The 21,123-nt window shown below is 61.8% G+C and carries 18 protein-coding genes; 14 read left to right on the top strand and 4 right to left on the bottom strand.

Annotated features, from left to right (window positions below; translation table 11 throughout):
* Positions 1–83 precede the first annotated feature (83 nt).
* From AC11W3_RS04365 to AC11W3_RS04350, 4 genes are all read left to right on the top strand, one after another.
* Entirely contained in the window at positions 84–950 is an 867-nt protein-coding gene (locus tag AC11W3_RS04365; RefSeq protein WP_484090291.1) for an NAD(+)/NADH kinase, read from the top strand.
* Positions 951–995: 45 nt separating this feature from the next.
* The gene (gene recN / locus AC11W3_RS04360) at positions 996–2,657 is read left to right on the top strand and encodes a DNA repair protein RecN (protein ID WP_484092560.1); all 1,662 of its coding nucleotides are present in this window, start codon (positions 996–998) and stop codon (positions 2,655–2,657) included.
* Positions 2,654–3,103 carry an N-acetyltransferase gene (locus AC11W3_RS04355; protein ID WP_484090289.1) on the top strand — a complete coding sequence of 150 codons (450 nt, stop codon included), beginning with the start codon at positions 2,654–2,656 and terminating at the stop codon, positions 3,101–3,103. The genes recN and AC11W3_RS04355 overlap by 4 nt, the downstream gene beginning before the upstream one ends.
* A gap of 232 nt (positions 3,104–3,335) precedes the next feature.
* On the top strand, positions 3,336–4,676 hold the full coding sequence (locus tag AC11W3_RS04350; protein WP_484090288.1) for a TldD/PmbA family protein: 1,341 nt from the start codon (positions 3,336–3,338) through the stop codon (positions 4,674–4,676).
* A 108-nt stretch (positions 4,677–4,784) separates the two neighbouring features.
* On the opposite strand, the gene AC11W3_RS04345 is transcribed toward AC11W3_RS04350, so the two are convergent.
* From AC11W3_RS04345 to AC11W3_RS04330, 4 genes are all read right to left on the bottom strand, one after another.
* Entirely contained in the window at positions 4,785–5,066 is a 282-nt protein-coding gene (locus tag AC11W3_RS04345; RefSeq protein WP_484090287.1) for an ArsR/SmtB family transcription factor, read from the bottom strand.
* A gap of 73 nt (positions 5,067–5,139) precedes the next feature.
* Positions 5,140–6,120: an ABC transporter ATP-binding protein gene (locus tag AC11W3_RS04340; protein WP_484090286.1), complete on the bottom strand. Its 981-nt coding sequence runs from the start codon at positions 6,118–6,120 to the stop codon at positions 5,140–5,142.
* A 1-nt stretch (position 6,121) separates the two neighbouring features.
* Entirely contained in the window at positions 6,122–7,081 is a 960-nt protein-coding gene (locus tag AC11W3_RS04335) for an ABC transporter ATP-binding protein (protein WP_484090285.1), read from the bottom strand.
* A gap of 146 nt (positions 7,082–7,227) precedes the next feature.
* Positions 7,228–9,234, bottom strand: coding sequence for an HD domain-containing phosphohydrolase (locus AC11W3_RS04330; RefSeq protein WP_484090284.1), 2,007 nt, complete (start codon positions 9,232–9,234; stop codon positions 7,228–7,230).
* Positions 9,235–9,676: 442 nt separating this feature from the next.
* On the opposite strand from AC11W3_RS04330, the gene AC11W3_RS04325 reads away from it, so the two are divergent.
* The 10 genes from AC11W3_RS04325 to AC11W3_RS04280 all read left to right on the top strand — a co-directional run bounded on the left by AC11W3_RS04325 (position 9,677) and on the right by AC11W3_RS04280 (position 20,867).
* Entirely contained in the window at positions 9,677–10,786 is a 1,110-nt protein-coding gene (locus AC11W3_RS04325) for a SpoIID/LytB domain-containing protein (RefSeq protein ID WP_484090283.1), read from the top strand.
* A 1-nt stretch (position 10,787) separates the two neighbouring features.
* The gene (gene queA / locus AC11W3_RS04320) at positions 10,788–11,813 is read left to right on the top strand and encodes a tRNA preQ1(34) S-adenosylmethionine ribosyltransferase-isomerase QueA (protein ID WP_484090282.1); all 1,026 of its coding nucleotides are present in this window, start codon (positions 10,788–10,790) and stop codon (positions 11,811–11,813) included.
* Positions 11,814–11,980: 167 nt separating this feature from the next.
* Positions 11,981–13,105, top strand: coding sequence for a tRNA guanosine(34) transglycosylase Tgt (gene tgt / locus AC11W3_RS04315; protein ID WP_484090281.1), 1,125 nt, complete (start codon positions 11,981–11,983; stop codon positions 13,103–13,105).
* Between the two features lie 188 nt (positions 13,106–13,293).
* Positions 13,294–13,623: a preprotein translocase subunit YajC gene (gene yajC, locus AC11W3_RS04310; RefSeq protein ID WP_484090280.1), complete on the top strand. Its 330-nt coding sequence runs from the start codon at positions 13,294–13,296 to the stop codon at positions 13,621–13,623.
* A gap of 29 nt (positions 13,624–13,652) precedes the next feature.
* A complete protein-coding gene (gene secD / locus AC11W3_RS04305; RefSeq protein WP_484090279.1) occupies positions 13,653–15,254 on the top strand; it encodes a protein translocase subunit SecD in 1,602 nt (533 codons plus the stop codon).
* 10 nt (positions 15,255–15,264) lie between these two features.
* Positions 15,265–16,173, top strand: a complete 909-nt coding sequence (gene secF / locus AC11W3_RS04300; protein ID WP_484090278.1) for a protein translocase subunit SecF — start codon at positions 15,265–15,267, stop codon at positions 16,171–16,173.
* Between the two features lie 10 nt (positions 16,174–16,183).
* The gene (locus tag AC11W3_RS04295) at positions 16,184–16,753 is read left to right on the top strand and encodes a tetratricopeptide repeat protein (RefSeq protein ID WP_484090277.1); all 570 of its coding nucleotides are present in this window, start codon (positions 16,184–16,186) and stop codon (positions 16,751–16,753) included.
* Positions 16,754–17,057: 304 nt separating this feature from the next.
* Complete coding sequence (gene recJ / locus AC11W3_RS04290) at positions 17,058–18,776, top strand: single-stranded-DNA-specific exonuclease RecJ (protein WP_484092559.1); 1,719 nt, start codon at positions 17,058–17,060, stop codon at positions 18,774–18,776.
* A complete protein-coding gene (locus AC11W3_RS04285) occupies positions 18,770–19,669 on the top strand; it encodes a cation diffusion facilitator family transporter (RefSeq protein WP_484090275.1) in 900 nt (299 codons plus the stop codon). Before recJ ends, AC11W3_RS04285 begins: the two co-directional genes overlap by 7 nt.
* A 334-nt stretch (positions 19,670–20,003) precedes the next feature.
* Positions 20,004–20,867: a cytochrome c3 family protein gene (locus tag AC11W3_RS04280; protein ID WP_484090274.1), complete on the top strand. Its 864-nt coding sequence runs from the start codon at positions 20,004–20,006 to the stop codon at positions 20,865–20,867.
* Positions 20,868–21,123: the final 256 nt, after the last annotated feature.

The following is a 21,123-nucleotide window of genomic DNA, read 5'->3' as shown; positions in this document are numbered from 1 at the left end:
TTTAGGCGGTCGAGTTTCCGTTGGACATGCAAGAGTATATATGCTAGTAAATCCTAGATTACAATACAAGTAAAGGGGTTGTAGTGAAAAAAATAGCCATTTTTGCTAAAGTACATGACCCCCGTTGTCTTGGTGTTGCACAGCAGTTGACAGAGTGGCTGACACAGCGCGGAGTGACTGCCAGGGTTGAGGATCACCTCTCCAAACAGCTCAGGCGGCCGAGTGCGGCGCAGAGCGTGGAGAGTTCGGAAATAGCCCGTGACGCCGATCTCGTCGTGGTTCTCGGCGGCGACGGTACCCTGATTTCCGCGGCGCGCCTGGTGGGCGAGCGCGACATTCCCATTCTCGGCGTAAACCTCGGGAGCCTCGGGTTCCTCACCGAAATCACCCTGGACGAGCTCTACCCCGCGGTCGAGCGCTGCCTCGACGGCGATTTCGAGGTGAGCGAACGCATGATGCTCCTGGCCTCGGTGGAGCGGGCCGGGGAGGTGATCGAGCACCATCGCGTGCTCAACGATGTCGTCATCAACAAGGGAGCCCTGGCCAGGATTATCGACATGGAGACCTCGGTGGACGGGCGCTACGTCACCACCTTCAAGGCCGACGGACTCATCGTCTCGACCCCGACCGGCTCGACCGGCTATTCGCTTTCCGCCAACGGCCCGATCATACATCCGGCCCTGGAGTGCATCTCCATCACCCCGATCTGCCCCCATACCCTGACCAACCGGCCACTCGTGGTCGCCAAGGACGCCAGCATCTCCATCAAGCTCGTTTCCGGCGTCGACGAGGCCGTCTTCCTGACCCTCGACGGCCAGGTCGGAGTCAAGCTGATCAATGGCGACGTAGTGCAGATAACCCGTTCGACCCACATGACGCGGCTGGTCCAGTCGAGGAGCAAGGACTACTTCGAGGTGCTCCGGACCAAACTCAAATGGGGAGAGCGCTAGGCGAGCGGCGCGGCCGGCTCATAACGATAAAGCGAAAACCTCCTTATGCTAAGAGAACTGCAGATAACCAACCTGGCCATCATCGACAAGCTCCACGTGGAGTTCAACGGCGGCCTGAACATACTGACCGGCGAGACCGGGGCGGGGAAGTCGATCATAATCGATGCCGTCAACCTGATCCTGGGCGGCAGGGCCAATGCGGAGCTGATCCGTTCCGGCGCCGATGAGGCCTCGGTTGAGGCGCTCTTCGACCTTGCCGGCGCTCCGGCGCTCCTGGAAACGCTGTCGGAGAGCGGCATCGACTGCGACGGCGAGCTGGTGGTCCGCAGGATCATCTCCCGCGGAGGGAGGAACCGTGTCTTCATCGCCGGCAGCCTCGCCACCATCTCCATGCTCTCGGACCTTTCCCGCGCCCTGATCAACATCTGCGGGCAGCACGATTCCCAGTCGCTCTTGAGGACCGATCACCACCTGAGGCTTCTGGACGGCTTCTCCGGCGCCCTCGAGCTTCGCGACTCCTTCGCCGCCTCCTTCCATGAATACCAGAAGGCCAAGGAGGAGCTGGAGGCCCTGGAGCAGGGGGAGCGCGAGGCGGCCCGCCGCATCGATCTCCTCTCGTTCCAGAGCCAGGAGATAGCCGATGCCAGGCTTTACCCCGGCGAGGAGGAAGAGCTTGCCGAGGAGCGTAAGCGCCTTGCCCACGGCGAGAAGCTCCTGGCCTCCAGCCAGCAGGCCTTCGATGCCCTTTACGGCGGCGACAGCGCGCTCCTGGGCGCCCTCCAGAGGGTCGTTGCCGCGGTCTCCGAGGCCGGCGCCATCGACCACGCCCTCTCGCCGGTGGTCGAGACCCTTGAGGGGGCTTATGCGCAGCTGGAGGATGCCTCTCTCACCCTTCGCGACTACGCGGCCAAGGTTGAGGCCGATCCCGGACGTCTTGAGCAGCTGGAGGATCGCATCGACGCGATCAACCGCCTGAAGCGCAAGTACGGGGCGAACGTCGCCGAGATCCTGGCCTACCAGGAGACCGTGGACGCGGAACTGGCGACCCTTGCCAGGCGCGAGGAGACCCGCGACGAGCTGGTGGCCGGGATGTCGTCCCTGAGGGATGAGCTGGCCGCGCTCGGCGCCAGGCTGACCAAGGCTCGCGCCGAGGGTGCCGAAGCGCTCAAGGCGGGGATGGAGAGGGAGCTGCGGGAGCTCGCCATGAACCATGCCGTCTTCGAGACCTCTTTCGAGCCGCACCCTGAGCCGAGGCCCCACGGTTTCGAGCGGGCCGAGTTCCTCTTCTCACCCAACCCGGGTGAGCCGGCGAGGCCCCTTGCCAAGATCGCCTCGGGGGGGGAGCTTTCCCGGCTGATGCTGGCCTTGAAGCAGATTCATCCCGAGAGCGAGGTCCCGACCCTGATCTTCGACGAGGTGGATAGCGGCATCGGCGGCGCCACCTCCGCGCTGGTGGGGGTGAAGCTGAAGAGGGTGGCGGCCGCGCAGCAGGTGCTGGCGATCACCCATCTGCCGCAGGTGGCGGCCTTTGCCGACCTGCACCTCAAGGTGGAAAAGGCCGTCAGCGAGGGTCGGACCGCCACCTCTGTGGAAAGGCTGGAGGGGGAAGGCAGGGTAGCCGAGGTGGCGCGCATGCTGAGCGGCGCAAGGGTGACACAGAAGACCCTGGAACACGCCAGGGAGATGATCCAGGAGGCAGGTGCATGATCAGGAAGGCCAAAATCAGCGACGTGAAGGATATACAGAAACTCCTTTCGAGCTTTGCGACCCGCGGGGAGATGCTCTCCCGCTCGCTCTCCGAGCTCTACGACTCGCTGCGTGATTTCTATATCTACGAGGAGGATGGGCAGGTGCTGGGCACTTCGGCGCTGCACATTGTCTGGGAGGACCTGGCGGAGGTGCGTTCGGTCGCCGTCGCCGAGGGGGTGGGGCGCCGCGGTATCGGTACCCAGGTGGTCGGAGCCTGTCTGGATGAGGCCCGCAGCCTCGGTCTCAAGAGGCTTTTCTGCCTGACCTACAAGCCCGACTTCTTCGCCAAGTTCGGCTTCGTGGTGGTCGACAAATCGGAGCTTCCCCATAAAGTCTGGGGAGACTGCATCAAGTGCGTGAAGTTCCCCGACTGCGACGAGATCGCCATGATCCTCGATCTCTAAGACCTTTGCGCCCTTCGACGGGCTCAGGGCGAACGGGTCCTTCGCCCTTCGACGGGCTCAGGGCAAAGGGGTCCTTCGCCCTTCGACGAACGGGTCCATTCGCTCTTCGACGGGCCCGGGGCAAAGGGGTCCATTCGCGCCCGGAAGGGCGCTCCTACAGCTTCGAGCTGAGTCCGTTCGTGCTACAATTACCCAGTCCCCAATCCCCATCCCCCAATCTCCGAGGTAACCCATGGACCTGTCACAGCACGCGGACACCGTAGAACGGCTCCTGAAGGGGCGACAGCTTGACGGCTACGAGATCATGGTCCTGCAGTCTCGGGATCTGACCGTGGAGGCCAAGGGCGGGAAACTCGACGCCTACAAGTGTGCCGAGCCTTTCGGGATCGCGGTCCGGGTCCTGGACGGCGAAGGCCTCGGCTTCTCCTTCTCCACGACGATCGATCCGCATGCCCTCGAACGGATGGTTGATGGCGCCCTGGTTGCGGCAAGGATGCAGACGCCGGACCCCTGCTACCTTCTCCCTGCCGCGGCAGCCTCCTATCCGGAAGTCCCGGATCTTTGGGACGAGGAGTTGGGGGAGATCCCGGAGGAACAAAAGGTCGAAAGGGCGCTGGAACTCGAGCGCCTGGTTCTTGCCCGCGATCCCAGGATCAAGAGGGTCCGCAAATGCAGCTACAGCGACTCCCGGCACCATTACCTCATCCGCAACTCCCACGGTTTGAGCGCCGGCTACCGGGGGAGCCACGTCTCATGCAGCGTCTCGGTGGTGGCCGAGGAGGACAGCTCCGCGCAGATGGGGTGGGATTTCGACTTCTCCACCCGCTTCTCCGGAATCGACCTCGGACGGATCGCCGCCCGCGCCGCCAGCAAGGCGACCTCGCTTCTCGGCGCCCGCACCATACCCACCATGCGTTGCCCCGCCGTGCTCGACAACCACGTGGCTTCGGAGCTCCTCGAGGTCGTTTCCGCCTCGTTCCTGGCCGAAAACGTGGAAAAGGGGAAAAGCCTCTTCCGTGGGCGGGTAGGGGAGAGGCTCTTCTCCGAGCTGATAACGGTGAGGGATAACGGGATTCTTGCTGCCGGGATGGGGACCGCTCCCTGCGATGGGGAGGGGGTGCCGCAGCAGGATACCCTGCTGGTGGCTGGAGGGGTGCTGCAGGGCTTTCTCTACGACAGCTACTGGGGGAAAAGGATGGGTGCTGCCTCGACAGGGAATGCCGTGCGCGGCGGGGTCAAGAGTGCGCCCAGGATGGGGGTCCATAACCTCTTCATCGAGGCTGGTGCGGAAGCTGTCGAGAAACTGGTGGCCGGCATGGAGAAGGGAGTCCTTATCACCGATGTCATGGGCATACACACCGCCAATCCTATTTCGGGTGATTTCTCGGTGGGAGCGGCCGGCTTCTACGTGGAGGGGGGAGTGATCGGTCACCCGGTGAAGGGTATCGCCATCGCGGGTAACCTGCTGGAACTCTTCCGTGGGGTCGATATGGTCGCCGATGATCTCCGCTTCTTCGGGGCGGTCGGCTCTCCGGCGCTAAGGGTGGTCGAGCTCGATGTCAGCGGGTCTTAGACCCCGAGCCCGTCCAAGTGGCAAGTTTTTCGAACAAGATCGCGCGGTTCGTCAGGCGCGGTCGAATGCAGGGCGTCAAAGGTTGCAGCCTTCGACGCCCCGGTTTTTTCACGGCTGGTACATCACGGTCAGGAGCTGGCGCACTAACGGACTCACCACCGTGTAGCGTACCTCGACGCCGTCCCTGGTTCCCTCGATGATCCCCTTGTTCTTCAGCAGCGCAAGATGCTGCGAAACGGTCGCCTGCGGCAGCCCGAGGCACTCCCAAATGTGCTTGACGTTGCACTCCTGGGTGCAAAGTCCCGCCACTATCTTCAACCTGATCGGGTGCCCGAGCACCTTCAGTATCTCCGCTTCCTTTGCGAATTCCCTGCTCTTATCGAATGCCAAGTTCTGTATCCTCCAAACTGTATACTTCTACAATATCTATATATAGGAATGTATTTTTTGTCAATCCCCAGCTTCAGCGCGAGCGGTAGATCTTGTCGCTGAAGTGGCAGGCTGCGCGGTGGCCCGGCTCCTTTTCGTCCAGTTCGGGACGCACCTCGCTGCAGACCTTCTCCGCATAGGGACAGCGGGTGTGGAAGGGGCAGCCGGGAGGAGGTGACAGGGGGGAGGGGAGCTCACCCCGCGCGATCACCCGGCGCCTTCTCTTCTCCGGGTCGATGCTGGGGATGGCGCTCAAAAGCGCCTCCGTGTAGGGGTGCAGCGGCCTGGAGAGGACGTCGTCCCGGCTGCCGCTCTCTACGATCCTTCCCAGGTACATGATGGCTATCCTGTCGCTCAGGTGCCTGAGGACCGAGAGGTCGTGGGTGATGAAGAGGAAGGAGAGGCCGAGCTCCCGCTTCACCTCCTGCAGCAGGTTGATGATCTGGGCCTGGATCGAGAGGTCCAGCGCCGAGACCGGCTCGTCGGCGATGATCAGCTTCGGCGAGACCGCCAATGCGCGGGCGATGCCGATCCGCTGCCTCTGGCCGCCGGAGAATTCGTGGGGGAAGCGGGAGAGCTGGTCACCGGAGAGTCCGACACGCTCCAGCAGTTCTTCCACCCGCTCGCGCCTTTGACCCGAGGTCCCGATGCGGTGGATGGCCAGCGGCTCGGCGATGATCTCCGAGACCCGCATCCTCGGGTTGAGCGACGAGAAGGGATCCTGGAAGATCATCTGCACGTCCTTCCTGAAGACCGCCATTTCGTCCCTGGTCATGTGGGCCAGGTCTTTCCCCTGGTATCGGATCACTCCCTGTGTCGGCGGGGTCAGGGCGGTCAAAAGGCGCGCCAGGGTGGACTTCCCGCAACCGGACTCCCCGGCAATCCCCAGCGTCTCGCCGGCCCTGATCTCCAGCTCGACACCGGCCACAGCGGTCAGCACCTGTTTCTCGCCGAAGGCCCCGCCCCTGACGTGGAACTGTTTGTAAAGGCTTTCCGTGGTGATAAGAGCTGTCATTTCAGGCCTTCAGGCAGCGGACGGTATGCCCGGCGCCTGCCTCCCTCATCTCTGTTGCCGTCTCCATGCAGCTTTCGTCGCCCACCGGGCAGCGCGCCCTGAAGGCGCAACCGGCCAGGGCACCCTTCAGGTCCGGTACCGTGCCGGCGATGGTGGCCAGGGGCTCGCCCGGTTCGGCGAACTCCGGGAGCGAGGCCAGAAGGCCCCGGGTGTAGGGGTGGAGCGGATTTTCGAAAAGCTCGTCGGTGGGGGCCATCTCGACTATCTCGCCGGCATACATGATGGCGGTCCGGTGGGCGCGCTCCGCCACGATGCCGAGGTTGTGGGTGATCAGGATGAGACCCATCCGGTTCTCGGTCTTGAGCCGGTCCAGAAGCTCCAGGATCTGGGCCTGGATGGTGACATCGAGGGCGGTGGTCGGTTCGTCGGCGATGACCAGCTCCGGGCGGCAGGCGAGGGCCATGGCGATCATGACGCGTTGCCGCATCCCGCCGCTCAGTTGGTGCGGATAATCCCTGATCCTCTCCCTCGGCGCCGGGATCCCAACCTCGCCCAGGATCGCTATCGTCTCCCGTTCAGCCTCCTCCTTGCCGAGGCCGCGGTGGATCCTCAACCCTTCGGCGATCTGGCTGCCGATGGTGAAGACCGGGTTCAGGGAGGTCATGGGGTCCTGGAAGACCATGGCGATCCTGTTTCCCCTGATCTCCCGCATCTCCTCGGGGCCGAGCTTCAGCAGTTCGGTCCCCTTGAAGCGGATCGAGCCGGAGACGATTTTCCCCGGCGGCGGTACCAGCCCCATGATGGAGGCGGCCGTGATGCTCTTACCGCACCCCGACTCCCCGACCAGCGCCAGGGTCTCACCCGGCTCAAGGTCAAGATCGACGCCGCGGACCGCTTTCAGGGTACGGGGGCCGAGGCGGAACTCGGTGCAAAGTCCTCTGACTTCCAGCAGTGGGGACAAGGTCGACTCCTGTCAAGCGGAAAAAGCTGACACACGGGCTAGCGCATGTCAGCTGGAGAATGTTGTCCGTGGCGGGACAGCGCCGGCCCTCCGTTGCCAGGGAGAGGCACGATCAGGCGCGAACCTAGTTTATAGCATCATTTGGATCACTGGGCAACGTAGGAGTGGAAGCCGCCGGCCGGGGAGCCTCCCTGCAACGGTTCGGGCAGCTCGCATTGCAGCCGCTGCGGCAGGAAGTTGGGGGTCTTCAGGAGTTCGATGAAGATCGGCACCAGCGCAGGGTCGAACTGGGTCCCGGCGTTGTCCACCAGTTCCTTGATGGCGACGTCGAGCTCGAGGGCCTTGCGGTAGGGCCGGTCGGAAGTCATGGCGTCGAAGGAGTCGGCGATGGCCAGTATCCTGGACTCCAGCAGGAGCTGCTCGGCCGACAGGTGGTTCGGGTAGCCGAGCCCGTCGAATCGTTCGTGGTGCTGGCCGATGCAAAGGCGCACGTCATGGAGGAATTCGATCGGCTCCAGGATCCTCATGCCGATGGTCGGGTGCTGCTGCAACTCTGCCACGTCGGCCTCGGTGAGGCGCGCCTCCTTGTGAAGGAGCGAGAGGTCGATCCCTATCTTGCCGATGTCGTGGAGTATGGCGGCCCTCTCGATCACCTTCAGCCTGTCCTGCGGCAGTTCCAACTTCCTCGCCAGCGCCAGGGAAAAGCGGGTTACCCGCTCGGAGTGGCCGCGGGTGTAGCTGTCGCTCGCCTCGATGGCCGAGACCAGGGCCTGGATGGTGTTGAGGTAGGTCTTCTGCTGCTCGTCGTAGAGCATGGCGTTCTTGATGGCGATGCTTGCCTGCGCCGCGATGGTGCTCAGGAGCTCGAGCTCCTCGTGGTGATAGGTGGTGTTGTTGAGCTTGTTGACCACGGTGATGGTGCCGATGATCTCGTCCTTCACCATGAGCGGCGCGCAGATCAGGCTCTTCCTCTCGTAACCGAGGGAGCTGAAGCGGTCGAACTGCGGGGCGTCATCGATGTCCGCGATCAGAAGCGGCTTGCGGTTGCTGATGACCCACGAGGAGACGCTGGACGGCTTCATCGGGATGTACACCCTTTGCCGCGGCGCGTCGTATCCAACGAGGTTCATGACCCTGAGCTTCTCACTCTCCTGGTCATAGAGGATGATGTAGGAGATCTCGGCCTGCAGGGTGTCCATGGTGGTCTTGACCACCAGCTGGTAAAGGCTCTCGACCTCGATGGTCGAGTTGATGGCCAGGCCCAGCCGGTAAAGGGTGGAGAGCTTGGCCACCGCCTTCTCGAGATTGGTGTTCTTGTCCTCGAGTTCCCCCGCGAGGTCTGCGATCTTGTAGTTGGCCTCCTCGATCTCCTCGATGCGCTCCTCGAGGGTGATGTTCAGGTTCTCGATCTCGCGGATCTGCTCCTCCAGCCTGCCGTTCATGATGTGCGTCTCGCGATGGAAGGTCAGCTTCTCCTGGGCACGGGCCAGTTCCCTCTCGTGGGAGACGGTCCGCTCCAGCAGGGTCTTGAGCCTTACCACCATCTTGTTGAAGCTTTCCGCGAGGGTCTGCATCTCCATGCTGCTGGTGATCTTGATGCTGTGGTCGAAGTCTCCCTGTTCGACCTGCTCCATGTAGGCCATCAGCCTGCGGATCGGCCGGTCGACGTAGAGGAAGAGGAAGATGAAGATGGTGCCGAAGGTGAGAAAGACCAGGATCACGCTGGAGATGACAGCGGTGTCCCGCTCCTTGGCGATGAAGCTGTTCATGTACTCCAGGGAGATCCTGATCTCCAGGAGACCGAGAGTCACTTGGGAGGGGGAGTGGCACTTGTAGCACTGGGGTGCGTTGAAGATCCGGGCGTAGGAGACGAACAGACCTTTGTCCGGAACCATGCTGAGGTTCCTGGCCGGCAGTCCATGCTGCGCCGCCTCGGTTATCTTGGTCCCTATCTCTTCGCGATTGGCTGAATTGAGTATCTTTCCGGTGGCTGGGTCGAGAATCCGGATGGACTTTACGAACTGGCGGGACTTGATTTTGGCGAAGATGCTGCCGACCTCATCGGAGTGTCCTGACAGCATCGCGTTGCCGATACTACTTTTGATTGTTTCGATAAGCACAGAGGTGTTGCGGTTCGCTATTTCGTGCAACATCTCTTTCTGCTGGAGAAAGTTGATATAGGCAACGGATGAAATGACTAAGACCAGGATGAGGGTAACTAGGCCAAGGATCTTAATTTTTAGTGAATTGATCATAACCATCCGTGTGGCTGAGTGTCTGCGTCTTATGGCGCAGGTGGCATCAGCGATATAGCGTAATTTGGCACAGCTGGCAACACTTTATTTCCGGGGACCGTCCCTGGCCGTGTCGCCGAATGCCCAATCGAACCAAGAACTTGAAGAATCGTCGCCTCCCGGTCCGAAGCGTGGTGCCGGGGTCGCGGCCAACTTTCTAATGAGAAGCAAAGCAAATCGCTTGCCAAAGAGGGGGGGATTTTGCTTCGTTAGAACGATAAAATTATTGACTTTGCAGGGTGTTCCGTGGTTTATATCTAAGGCTTTGACGGACCCCCAACCTGCGACTGATACGGATTAAATGAGCTGGTTTAGGACATTAATTATTTTGGCGATTTGCCTCGCCGCCGGGGGGAGCTCCGCCGCCTTGAGGCCGGAGACCATCCGGGTCGCCCTGGTGAAGGGTGCCGAAACCCTGCGAATTGACGGTACCGGCATCCTGCTGACGGACGGACGCGGGGAGCCGCTGCGGCTCGAGATGCCGCTCGAGGTGAGACGCGGCAGGGACGGGATGACGGTGAACGGCAGGAGCATTCCCGGCCTCATCGCCTCGGCTCCGGTGCGGGTCACCGTCAATGGCAAGGGGTATCGCGGACTCCTCGAGGTGACCGCTGCCGAGCGCGGTCTGCTGGTGGTGAACGAACTGCCGCTGGAAGAGTACCTGGTGGGGCTGATCAACTGCGAGATATCCTCCGCCTGGCCCATCGAGGCGATCAAGGCGCAGGCTGTCATCGCCCGCTCTTATGCCGTCTACCAGAAAAACGCCCGCCGCGGCGCGCCTTATCAGCTGGAATCGAGCGTCATGGACCAGGTCTACGAGGGGTGCGACGTGGAAGACAGCAGGGCCGCCCGCGGGGTGCAGGAGACCGCCGGCGAGGTCGTGGTTTACGACGACAAGGTCATTCAGGCCTTCTACCATTCCAACTGTGCCGGCCACACCGAGTCTTCCAAGACCGTCTGGGGCCTGTCCATCCCTTACCTGCGCGGAGTCCCGTGCCGTTACTGCCAGGAGGCCAACCCGATCCGCTGGGAGCAGAACATCCCCCTGAGGAAGGTGGAGGCCGCTCTGCGTGCCGCGGGTTACCACGTCTCGGGAGTGAGGGAGCTCCGGGTGGCGGGGCGCAACGACAGCGGGCGGGTGCAGGACGTGGTGGTGACCGGAGCCAAGGGGAGGGTATCGGTCCCCGGGGTGGCCTTCAGGAAGGCCGTCGGCTACGGCGTGGTCAAGAGCACGAACTTCGAGATCAGGGTTTCCGGTGACGACTGCCAGATCAACGGCTCCGGCAGCGGTCACGGCGTCGGCCTCTGTCAGTGGGGCGCCAAGGAGCGGGCCGCCGACGGTTTCGATTACCGCGAGATCCTCTCTTACTATTATCCGGGCGTAAAGCTTGCCAAGGGGTACGGTCGGTAGCATGCGCCTTTCAGATTTTGATTACCATCTCCCCGCCGAACTGATCGCGCAGCATCCGGCCGAGCGCAGAGACGCCTCCCGCGTCATGACCCTCGACAGGGAGAGTGGCGCCATCGGCGAATCGACCGTTGCCGGCATGGCCTCTCTCTTTCGTCCCGGAGACCTGCTGGTGCTGAACGACACCAGGGTTATTCCGGCTCGCCTCTTGGGGAAGAAGGAGACGGGCGGCTCGGTGGAGATCTTCCTGGTGCGGAGGCTTCCGGGTGAGGGAGAGATCTGGAGCTGCCTGATGAAGGCCTCTAAATCGCCCGCTGCCGGCTGCCGCGTGTTGCTCTCCGGCGGCGTCGTCGCCACCGTGATCGAAAAGGAAGACCGGGAGTGGAAGGTTTCCTTCTCCGGGGCCGAGGACTTCATGGCCTGGCTGGAAGAGAGCGGAAGCATGCCGCTCCCGCCGTATATCAAGAGGGCTCCTGAGGGGGAAGACCGGGAGAGGTACCAGACGGTATTCGCCCGGGAGAAGGGGGCCGTGGCTGCGCCGACCGCGGGCCTTCATTTCACCGAGGCTCTCCTGGAGGAGATCCGCGGGCGCGGAGTCGAGATAGCGCCGCTCACCCTGCATGTGGGTCTGGGCACCTTCATGCCGGTGCGCGTTGAGGAACTTTCCGGCCACACCATGCACCGCGAGTTCTACCGCATCCCGCAAGCGACCGCCGAGGCCATCCGCCGGACCCGGGAGAGGGGGGGGCGCGTGATAGCTCTGGGAACAACCTCCCTGCGGGCACTCGAGCATGCCGCCGAGTCGGGCGAGCTTCAGCCGGGGGAGCGGGAGGCGGACATTTTCATACTGCCGGGATACAAGTTTCGGGTGGTTGATTCCTTAATAACGAATTTTCATCTCCCCAAATCAACCCTGTTTATGTTAGTGTGCGCACTTGCCGGTAAGGAACTGATGCTGGAAGCGTATGGAGAGGCGGTAAAGCGGGGCTTCCGCTTCTTCAGCTACGGCGACGCGATGTTCATAAGCTAGTACGCTTCACTCATTGCCTCTCCCCCTCCCTTGACGGGAGGGGGCTGGGGGGTGGGTGAAGCTGCCGGTTGCGACAATGGTGACACTCTCCCCCACCCCCTGACCCCCTCCCGCAAGGGGAGGGGGGACGTAAGGTAGGGGATCAAATAAAGAAATAGGAAGTTTTTTTGCCAGCACTAAAGTTTGACCTCATAAAGAAGGACCCGGGCTCTGCTGCCCGTTTAGGCTCTCTGACAACCACGCACGGCACGATTGATACCCCGATTTTCATGCCCGTCGGCACGCAGGCGACGGTGAAGGCGATGACCCCCGAGGAACTGGTCGAGGTAGGATCGCAGATCATTCTCGCCAACACCTATCATCTTTACCTGCGCCCCGGTCACGATCTGGTCGGACGGCTGGGCGGGCTGCACCGCTTCATGCACTGGGACCGCCCGATCCTCACCGATAGCGGCGGCTTCCAGGTCTTCTCTCTCGGAGAACTGCGCAAGATCTCCGAAGAGGGGGTGAAATTCCGCTCCCATATCGACGGCTCCAGCCACTTCATCTCGCCCGAGATTTCCATCGCCATCCAGGAGGCATTAGGCTCCGACATCGCCATGGTCTTCGACGAATGTCCCCCCTATCCGGCGGAATACTCTTACGTGAAAAAGTCGCTGGAGCTGACCACCCGCTGGGCCAGGCGCTGCAAGGATGCCCACACGCGTCCCGACCAGGCGCTCTTCGGCATCGTGCAGGGGGGGATGCACCCGGAACTGCGGCGCGAGAGCGCCCTGCAGTTGACCGATATCGGCTTCGACGGCTATGCCCTCGGCGGGCTGTCGGTGGGAGAGGAAAAGGAGCTGATGCACGAGATGATGCAGCACTGCTCCGACATCCTGCCCGAGGGAAGGCCCCGCTACATCATGGGGATCGGCGCCCCGGAGGATCTCATCGAGGGTATCAACGCCGGCTTCGACATGTTCGACTGCGTGATGCCGACGCGCAACGCCAGAAACGGCGCGCTCTTCACCGCCACCGGCAGGATAAACATCAAGGCCGCGATCTACGCCGAAGACGAGGGGCCGATCGATCCCGAGTGCAGCTGCTACGTCTGCAGGAATTACAGCCGCGCCTACCTGAGGCACCTGTACCGCAGCCAGGAAATTCTGGCCTCGCGGCTGAACACCTGGCACAACCTGCACTATTACCTGAACCTCATGGCCCAGGCCAGGGCGGCCATTGCCGCAGGCAGGTTCTCCGACTTCCGGCGCGAGTTCTACGCCAAGAGATCGGCGGCGCCGCTTTTCTAATTGTCGCCTGGAGGCTCGTCTCCACCGGCGACGAAAGAGCCCTACGTCCCCCCCTTTGACGAAGGGGGGGACAGGGGGGATTCGCCTTTGATCTTGGCAGCATGGAGAGCTTCAACGCATAGTTGCACGCAGCAATTGATCATAAGGACCTGCAGTAGAATGGAATATCTAACCGAGGAGGTAGCAAAATGTTAGGTTTGGCGTTTGCAATGGGGTCGCCGACTGGCGGAGCAGCCGCAGGCGGATCCGGCGGCATGCTGGCCCAGTTTCAGGGAATGATCCCGCTGGTACTGATGTTCGCCATCTTTTACTTCCTGCTCATCAGACCGCAGCAGAAGAAGGCTAAGGAGCACAGGGCGCTTCTGGAGGCGCTCAAGAAGGGCGATTTGGTGGTGACCGCCGGCGGCATGCACGGCAAGGTGACCGCTCTTGACGATCAGGTGGTGACCCTGGAGATCGCTCCCGGCGTCAACGTGAAGATCAACAAGGGCTTCATCGCAACGGTCAAGAAAGACTAGCTTTTCAAATCCCCGAAAGGAGCTTTTCCATGACGAAGGGTTATACCTGGCGCATCTCCCTCATTGTTATCTTTATCGTCGCCTCGTGCATCTATCTTGTGCCGACGCTGGTGTCGCCGCTTCCCAACTGGTGGAGCGGTCTCCTCCCCAAGGACAAGATCCATCTCGGTCTTGACCTGCAGGGCGGAACTCATCTTGTTATGGAGGTAGAGACCCAGAAGGCGGTCGAAGGTTCCCTGGACCTGATTGCCACCGACCTGGAGGATTCCCTTAACTCCCAGAACCTGCGTTTCAAGAGGGTGGCCAAGGTGGGCGGCGACAAGGTGCAGCTGACCCTGTACGACCGCAACTCGGCCGATGCAGTGCAGAAGGTGGTCAAGAAGAAGTACCCCGACCTCGAGATCCTGCCCGTCTTCGATGAGGGCGGTTTCGTCAACATGCAGCTGCGTATCAACGAGAAGGAAGCGCAGGTAAGGAAGGACAGGGCAGTGGCGCAGGCCCTCGAGACCATCAGGAACAGGATTGACCAGTTCGGCGTCTCCGAGCCGGTGATCCAGCGCGAGGGCATCAACCACATCGTGGTGCAGCTCCCGGGGATCAAGGATCCGAAGCGCGCCATCGAGCTGATCGGCAAGACCGCACGGCTCGAGTTCAAGCTGGTCGACGAGAATGTGAACGCCGCCACGGCTACCGCCTCGACCCTCCCCGAGGACGACGAGCTCCTCTACGAGAAGCGTACCGATCCCACCACCGGGGCAGTCTCCGAGACCCCGCTGGTCGTGAAGAAGAAGGCGATGATCACCGGCGACCTCCTCACCGACGCCCAGATCAGGATTGACTCCCAGTACAACCAGCCCTACGTCGCCATCGAGTTCAACTCGACCGGCGCAAGGCTCTTCGACCAGGTGACCGCCGCCAATGTCGGCAAGCGCTTCGCCATCGTCCTTGACAACAACATCTACTCCGCCCCGGTCATCCGCGAAAGGATCTCCGGCGGCAGCGCCCAGATCTCCGGCTCCTTCACCGAGAAGGAGGCTGCCGACCTCGCCATCGTGCTGCGCGCCGGTTCGCTCCCCGCTCCGGTCAAGATCCTGCAGAACGTCACCGTCGGTCCTTCCCTTGGTCAGGATTCGATCCGCAAGGGCCTGTTCGCCGGCGTGATCGGCGTGGCGCTGGTCATCATCTTCATGGCCATCTACTACAAGCTGGCAGGCATGGTGGCCAACCTCGGTATGGTGCTGAACATCCTCTACCTGATGGGCGCACTCTCCGCCCTGGGCGCCACCCTGACCCTGCCCGGCATCGCCGCTATCGTCCTCCTGGTCGGTATGTCGGTTGACTCCAACGTCCTCATCTTCGAGAGGATCAGGGAGGAGTTGAGGCTAGGGAAGACGCCACATGCCGCCCTCGATTCGGGATATGACAAGGCGTTCCTGACCATCATGGACTCGCACGTTACCACGCTGATCACGGCCGCGGTGCTCTTCCAGTTCGGCACCGGGCCTGTCAAAGGTTTCGCCGTCTCCCTGAGCCTTGGTATCATCATCAACCTCTTCACCTCGCTCCTGGCTACCAAGGTGATCTTCGACCTCTTCCTGGACCGTGTCCGGGTGAAGAGACTCAGCATATAAGGGGGGGACAATGGAACTGATAGGAAAAACCAATATCGACTTCATCGGGATGCGCAAGATCTCCTTCGTCATCTCGGGGATCATCGCCATCATCGGGCTCATAGGCATCATCTCCATCGCCCGCGGCACCGCCAACATGGGCATCGACTTCTCCGGCGGCACCTCGATGCAGCTCAAGTTCACCCAGCCGGTCTCCACCCAGCAGGCGCGCGAAGCGCTGGCCAGGGAAGGTGTCAAGGAGGTTGACCTGCAGGAGATCAAGGACGGCAACAAGCTCCTGATCAAGATGCGCAAAAGCAACGTCACCACCGGCAAGGTTGCCGACACCGTGGAGGCTGCCCTCAAGAAGGAGTTCGCGGCCAACCCCTTCGTGGTGGAAAGCTCCACCGAGATCGGCCCCTCCATCGGGGAGAAGCTCAAAAGTGATACCCTGGTTGCCGTCGCCATCTCCATGCTGGGCATCATCCTCTACATCGCCTGGCGTTTCGACTACAAGTTCGGCGTGGGAGCCGTCGTCGCGACGATGCACGACGTGCTGGCCATCTTCGCGGTCTTCTTCGTGCTCAACAAGGAGGTCAACCTCCTGCTGATCACCGCGGTGCTGACCATCGCCGGTTACTCCCTGACCGATACCGTCGTCGTCTTCGACAGGATCAGGGAGAACATGCACAAGAGCCTGAAGGACCCGCTCCCGACCGTATTCAACCGGAGCATCAACGAAGTCCTCAGCCGTACCATCATCACCTCCTTCACCACCTTCATGGCGTCCTGCTCCCTCTTCGCCTTCGGTGGCGAGGTGATCCACGACTTCGCCTTCGCGCTGCTGATCGGGGTTCTGGTCGGCACCTATTCTTCCATTTTCGTTGCCAGCCCGATCGTGGCGCTTTGGGAAAAAACCCCGGTCGAGTCCAAGGCTTAAGGAGGCTGTCGTGAACAAGGAGAACGTTCTTACCATCGTGGTTGCAGTGATCGTGGGTCTCCTGGGCGGCTTCCTGATCTTTAACATCGCCGGCAAAAAAGAGCAGCTTCCCGCCAACGTCTCTGTCCCGCAGGGAGCCGGGTCCCCGACTGACTACCAGCGGCGGATTGAGCAGGCGGAGAAGATCGTGGCGAAGGACCCGAAGAACGCCCAGGTCTGGAACCAGCTGGCCAACGACTACTTCGACACCGATCAGGCACAGAAGGCGGTCAACGCCTACACCAAGGTGCTCGAACTGGAGCCCAACAACGTCAACGCCCTAACCGACCAGGGGATCATGTACCGCAGGATCGGCTGGTATGACAAGGCGATCGCCAACTTCGAGAAGGCCCAGCAGATCGATCCCAAGCACCTGCAGAGCCTTTACAACCTGGGCGTGGTGTACATGGCCGACCTGAAGCAGCCCGAGAAGGCCAAGGAGATCTGGACCAAGTACCTGCAGTTCGACTCCACCAGCCCGACCGCGCAGCAGATCAAGGCCGATCTCGCGTCCATGCCCGAGAATATGGGCAAGAAGTGAGCAGTAGCAGCTTCAAGGAAAAACCCGCTCCGGCGGGTTTTTTTTTGACCTGTTTCCTCTCCGCTCCCCTCTCCCGGAGGGAACGGGGAGCGCTGAGATATGAGCATCATGCCCCTGCCAGCGTCCCCCCCTTGTCAAAGGGTGGACAGGGGGGATTTGCAGTCAGGATCGAGAAAGCCTTAAATAGTGAAGTCGCGGAAGTTCACGGCACTTTTCTTCTTAAAACCAGTCCAAGCCATGCTATTATTCTAAGCTAATTGCCAAGGGCAGGGGTGCCAAGCCCCTGTAGTGACATGGAGCATTGATGCAACCTGTGACAGAAAGAACATGGCGCCAGCGCGAGGCGGATCCGGCCGTGGTGGAGAGCCTCGCCAGGGCGGGAATCTCCAGGCTCCTGGCCCGGCTCCTTGCCAACCGCGGCGTCGGCGATTCCGACGCCGCCTCGACCTTTCTGAACCCTACGCTTGCCACCCTGCACGACCCCATGCTCCTGGCAGGAATGGAGAAAGGCGTCGACAGGCTCTGTCTCGCCCTTTCCCGCGGCGAGAGGGTCTGCGTTCATGGCGACTACGACGTCGACGGCGTCAGTTCGGTCGCCGTTCTCCTGACCTTTTTCCGCACCATCGGTCTCGACTGCTTCTCCTTCATCCCCAAGCGGCTGACCGAGGGGTACGGGCTTTCCGGGCACGGCATCCGCGCCGCTGTCGAAGGGGGAGCCAGCGTCCTCGTGACCGTCGACTGCGGCATCACCTCCGTTGAGGAAGCGGTCATCTGCCGTGAAGCCGGGATAGACCTGATCATCACCGACCACCATGCTCCGCCCGAGGTGCTCCCCGACGCATACGCCATCATCAACCCGTTGCAGCCGGGGTGCTCGTTCCCGTTCAAATCGCTCGCCGGAGTCGGGGTCGCCTTCCACCTGGTCATCGCCATGCGGGCGAGGCTGCGCGCCCAGGGGCATTTCCGGGGCAACGAGCCCGATGTCAGGGAGTACCTCGACCTGGTGGCATTGGGTACCATCGCCGACGTCGTCCCGCTCTTTGGCGCCAACCGTGCCCTGGTCAGCTATGGTCTGAAGCAACTGACCGGCGGACAGCGGTTAGGTGTCCAGGCTCTGAAGGAGGTGGCGGGGGTATCGGGAGAGGTCGGCTGCGGCGCGGTCGGCTTCCGGCTCGCTCCCCGCATCAACGCGGCGGGACGGCTCGAGGATGCCGCGGTCGGGCTGGAACTCCTCCTCACCTCGGACCCCGCAAAGGCCAAGGCCATCGCCACTCAGCTCGACGAGAGCAATGCCGAGAGGCAGGCCATCGAGCGCTCGACCCTGGAAGAGGCCCGTGCCATGCTCCAGGATGGCGCCTGCCGGGGACGAAAAAGCATCGTCCTGGGGTCGAAGCTCTGGCACCCCGGCGTGGTCGGCATTGTCGCCTCCAGGATTGCCGAACTCTTTCACCGGCCGGTGATCCTCTTCGCCTTCGAGGACGGCACCGGGAGGGGGTCTGGGCGCAGCATTCCCCGCTTCCACCTTCTGGACGCCATCAGAAGCTGCGGCGGGCATCTCCTTCGCTACGGCGGGCACAGCCATGCCGCCGGCCTGTCCATCGCCGAGGAGGAACTGGAACGCTTCGCCCTCAGTTTCGACGAGGCTGCCGCCGGCGCGCTCGATGCAGACGCCCTGGTGCCGCTCCTTCCCTACGACGCCGAGCTGAAAGCCTCCGACATCACGGAATCTCTTCCCCTCGAACTCGAGCGGCTAAAGCCTTTCGGCATGGGCAACCCCGAGCCGGTCTTTCTGCTGAGAGGGGCCGAGATCCGCGATTACCGCGTGCTCAAGGGCGGGCACGTGAAGCTTAAGGTCACGAGCTACGGGCGGAGCTTCGACGCCATCGGCTTCGGCCTCGCCGAAAAAGAGGTGAGCGGTCCAAGGATTGACCTCCTCTTCTCGCCCTCGATCAATGTCTGGAACGGCAAGAGTTCGCTGCAAATGGTCGTCAAGGACCTGCGGCCGGAGGAAGTCCAGTGCTGAGGGGAGAGCGTTTCAACAGGGCCGACCGGGTCATCAGGGTGGGATTCTGGATAAATTTCCTGCTCATGGGGGTGAAGCTCGCAGCCGGCTACTACGGCCATTCCGAAGCCGTCTTCGCCGACGGTCTGGAGAGCGCCTGCGACTTCGTGGCCATCGGCATGACCTTCGTGGCGCTCAGGGTAGGACGCAAGCCCTACGACGCGGATCATCCCTACGGTCACGGGAAGGTGGAAAGCCTTTCTGCCATTTTCGTCTCCATCGTCATCGGCGGGACCGGTGCCTGGATCCTCTATTCCGCCATCGCCACCATCGTAGCGGGGGAGTATCAAGCGCCGGCCTTCATGGCCGTCGCCGCTGCCGCCGTGACCATAGTAATCAAAGAGAGCCTTTACCGTTACTCGATCAAGGTAGGCGGGGCACTCAGGAGCCCGGCGGTACTCGCCATCGCCAAGGATCATCGAAAGGATGCCATCACCTCCATCGCCACGTTGATCGGCGTGGGCGGCGCATACCTGGGCGTACCGATGATGGACCCGATAGCCGCGGGATTGACCTCCCTCTTCATTTTCCGGATCGGCTACCAGACCTTCCGCACCTCCGCCCACGAGCTCATGGACGGCCTCCCCGAAAAGGAGATGATCTCAGCCATAGCCGAGCTTGCCAATAGTGTCGAGGGGGTCGACGGTGTTCACGAGATCCGTGCTAGGCACTCCGGCCAGTTCGTGATAGTCGACCTCAAGCTCGACATGCACTCGGAGATGACCGTCAGGCGGTCCCACGAGATCGCCACCGAGGTGAAGCGGCTCATCTTCGACAGCTTCCCGTACGTGGGCGACGTCATGATCCACATCAACCCCTCCGACGAGCCCCACGAGGACATGATCAGGCTTTAGCTTTACACATCAAATATAGCCACCTGCCCACTCCATTCACGCCGGCCTCTCTTCGTACCGCCTCGACCTGCATCTTCTCCTGATTAAACATTCACTTCACATGCCGGAAGTCTCTCTCCAGCCGGGCCTATGTCAGGCGGCCTTCCAGCTTTTGTGTCAACGATTCCTAGGTGTCTGAATCAGGTGGTGTCTCTGTGACGGGGCTGGCCTTGGAGGGCCTGCTTTCAATGAAATTTCTTTTGCATACGGCATAACTTTTCTTGACAGAGGCTTCGGTAAGGTAGTATTAAGTTCAGTCGAACTTTAACTAGTTAAATGCCATCAAGGAGGAGAGATGAAGAAAAGTGTAAGTACGGCGATGGCTATGTCCACTCGCCTGACGCTGTTAGTGGTGGCGATTGTATTTGTCGCTTCCACTGCCTTCGCGGCCAAGCTCGCGACTGTGGATATCCCGGTGCAGGCCGATCAGTACGCTGCCGCCCCGACCCCGCTGACTCCGACCCAGTGCGCACAGTGCCACACCGGCCAGTTCGGCGCCCTCAAGGATGCAGGCGGCAAGCACCGCTTCGACTGCCAGCAGTGCCACAAGGTGATCCACGCCTACAACCCGAACAAGGCCAACTACGCCGAGATCATGCCGAAGTGCTCCTCCTGCCACACGGAGATCCACGGCCCGGCTAACAAGGACTGCGCTTCCTGCCATGCCAACCCGCACACCCCGCGCAAGGTTGCCATGACCCCGAGGCTGACCAGTTCCTGCGCTACCTGCCACCCGGCTCCGAAGGCCGACCTGGTACAGTTCCCGAGCAAGCACTCCCTGCTCGGCTGCGAGCGTTGCCACACCTCCCACGGCTTCAAGCCTTCCTGCGCCAAGTGCCACAAGCCGCACTACCAGGGCCAGGGCTATGAAACCTGCACCAAGTGCCATTCCGTCCACAAGCCTAAGCAGGTCACCTACGGCGCCAAGGAGCCCGCTGCTACCTGCGGTTCCTGCCACGCCAAGATCTACGCTAAATGGAAGGCAACTCCGAGCCGTCACAAGAACGTGAACTGCGCCCAGTGCCACCACGACAAGCACGGCTACATCCCGCAGTGCACCGAGTGCCACAAGGCTCCGCACCCGGCAGGCATCCTCCAGAGATTCCCGAAATGCCTCAGCTGCCACATGGATGTTCATGACCTGCCGAGCATGAAGTAAGGCAGTTCAGCATCAGCTAAAAAGCCCCGGGAGGATTTCCTCCCGGGGCTTTTTTTATGGCCTCGCCCTCAGCCAGGTTAATGGCATCTTCCCCCACCCCCCGCCCCCCTCCCTCCGGGGGAGGTGGTGGTCCGCATCCTGTCCGGGATGGAGCGGGGAGGGATGATGTTCCCGTAGCGAAGGGGGGGAAAGCGTGTAAAATTACCGGGTGTCGCAGACCGATAGGTTCAGCCGCTGCCGTTTCGCCGGGGGAGAC

It is taken from the genome of Geomonas sp., assembly GCF_056994735.1.
The sequence above is the reverse complement of the archived record's forward strand: the minus strand, read 5'-3'. Positions and strand labels throughout refer to the sequence as shown.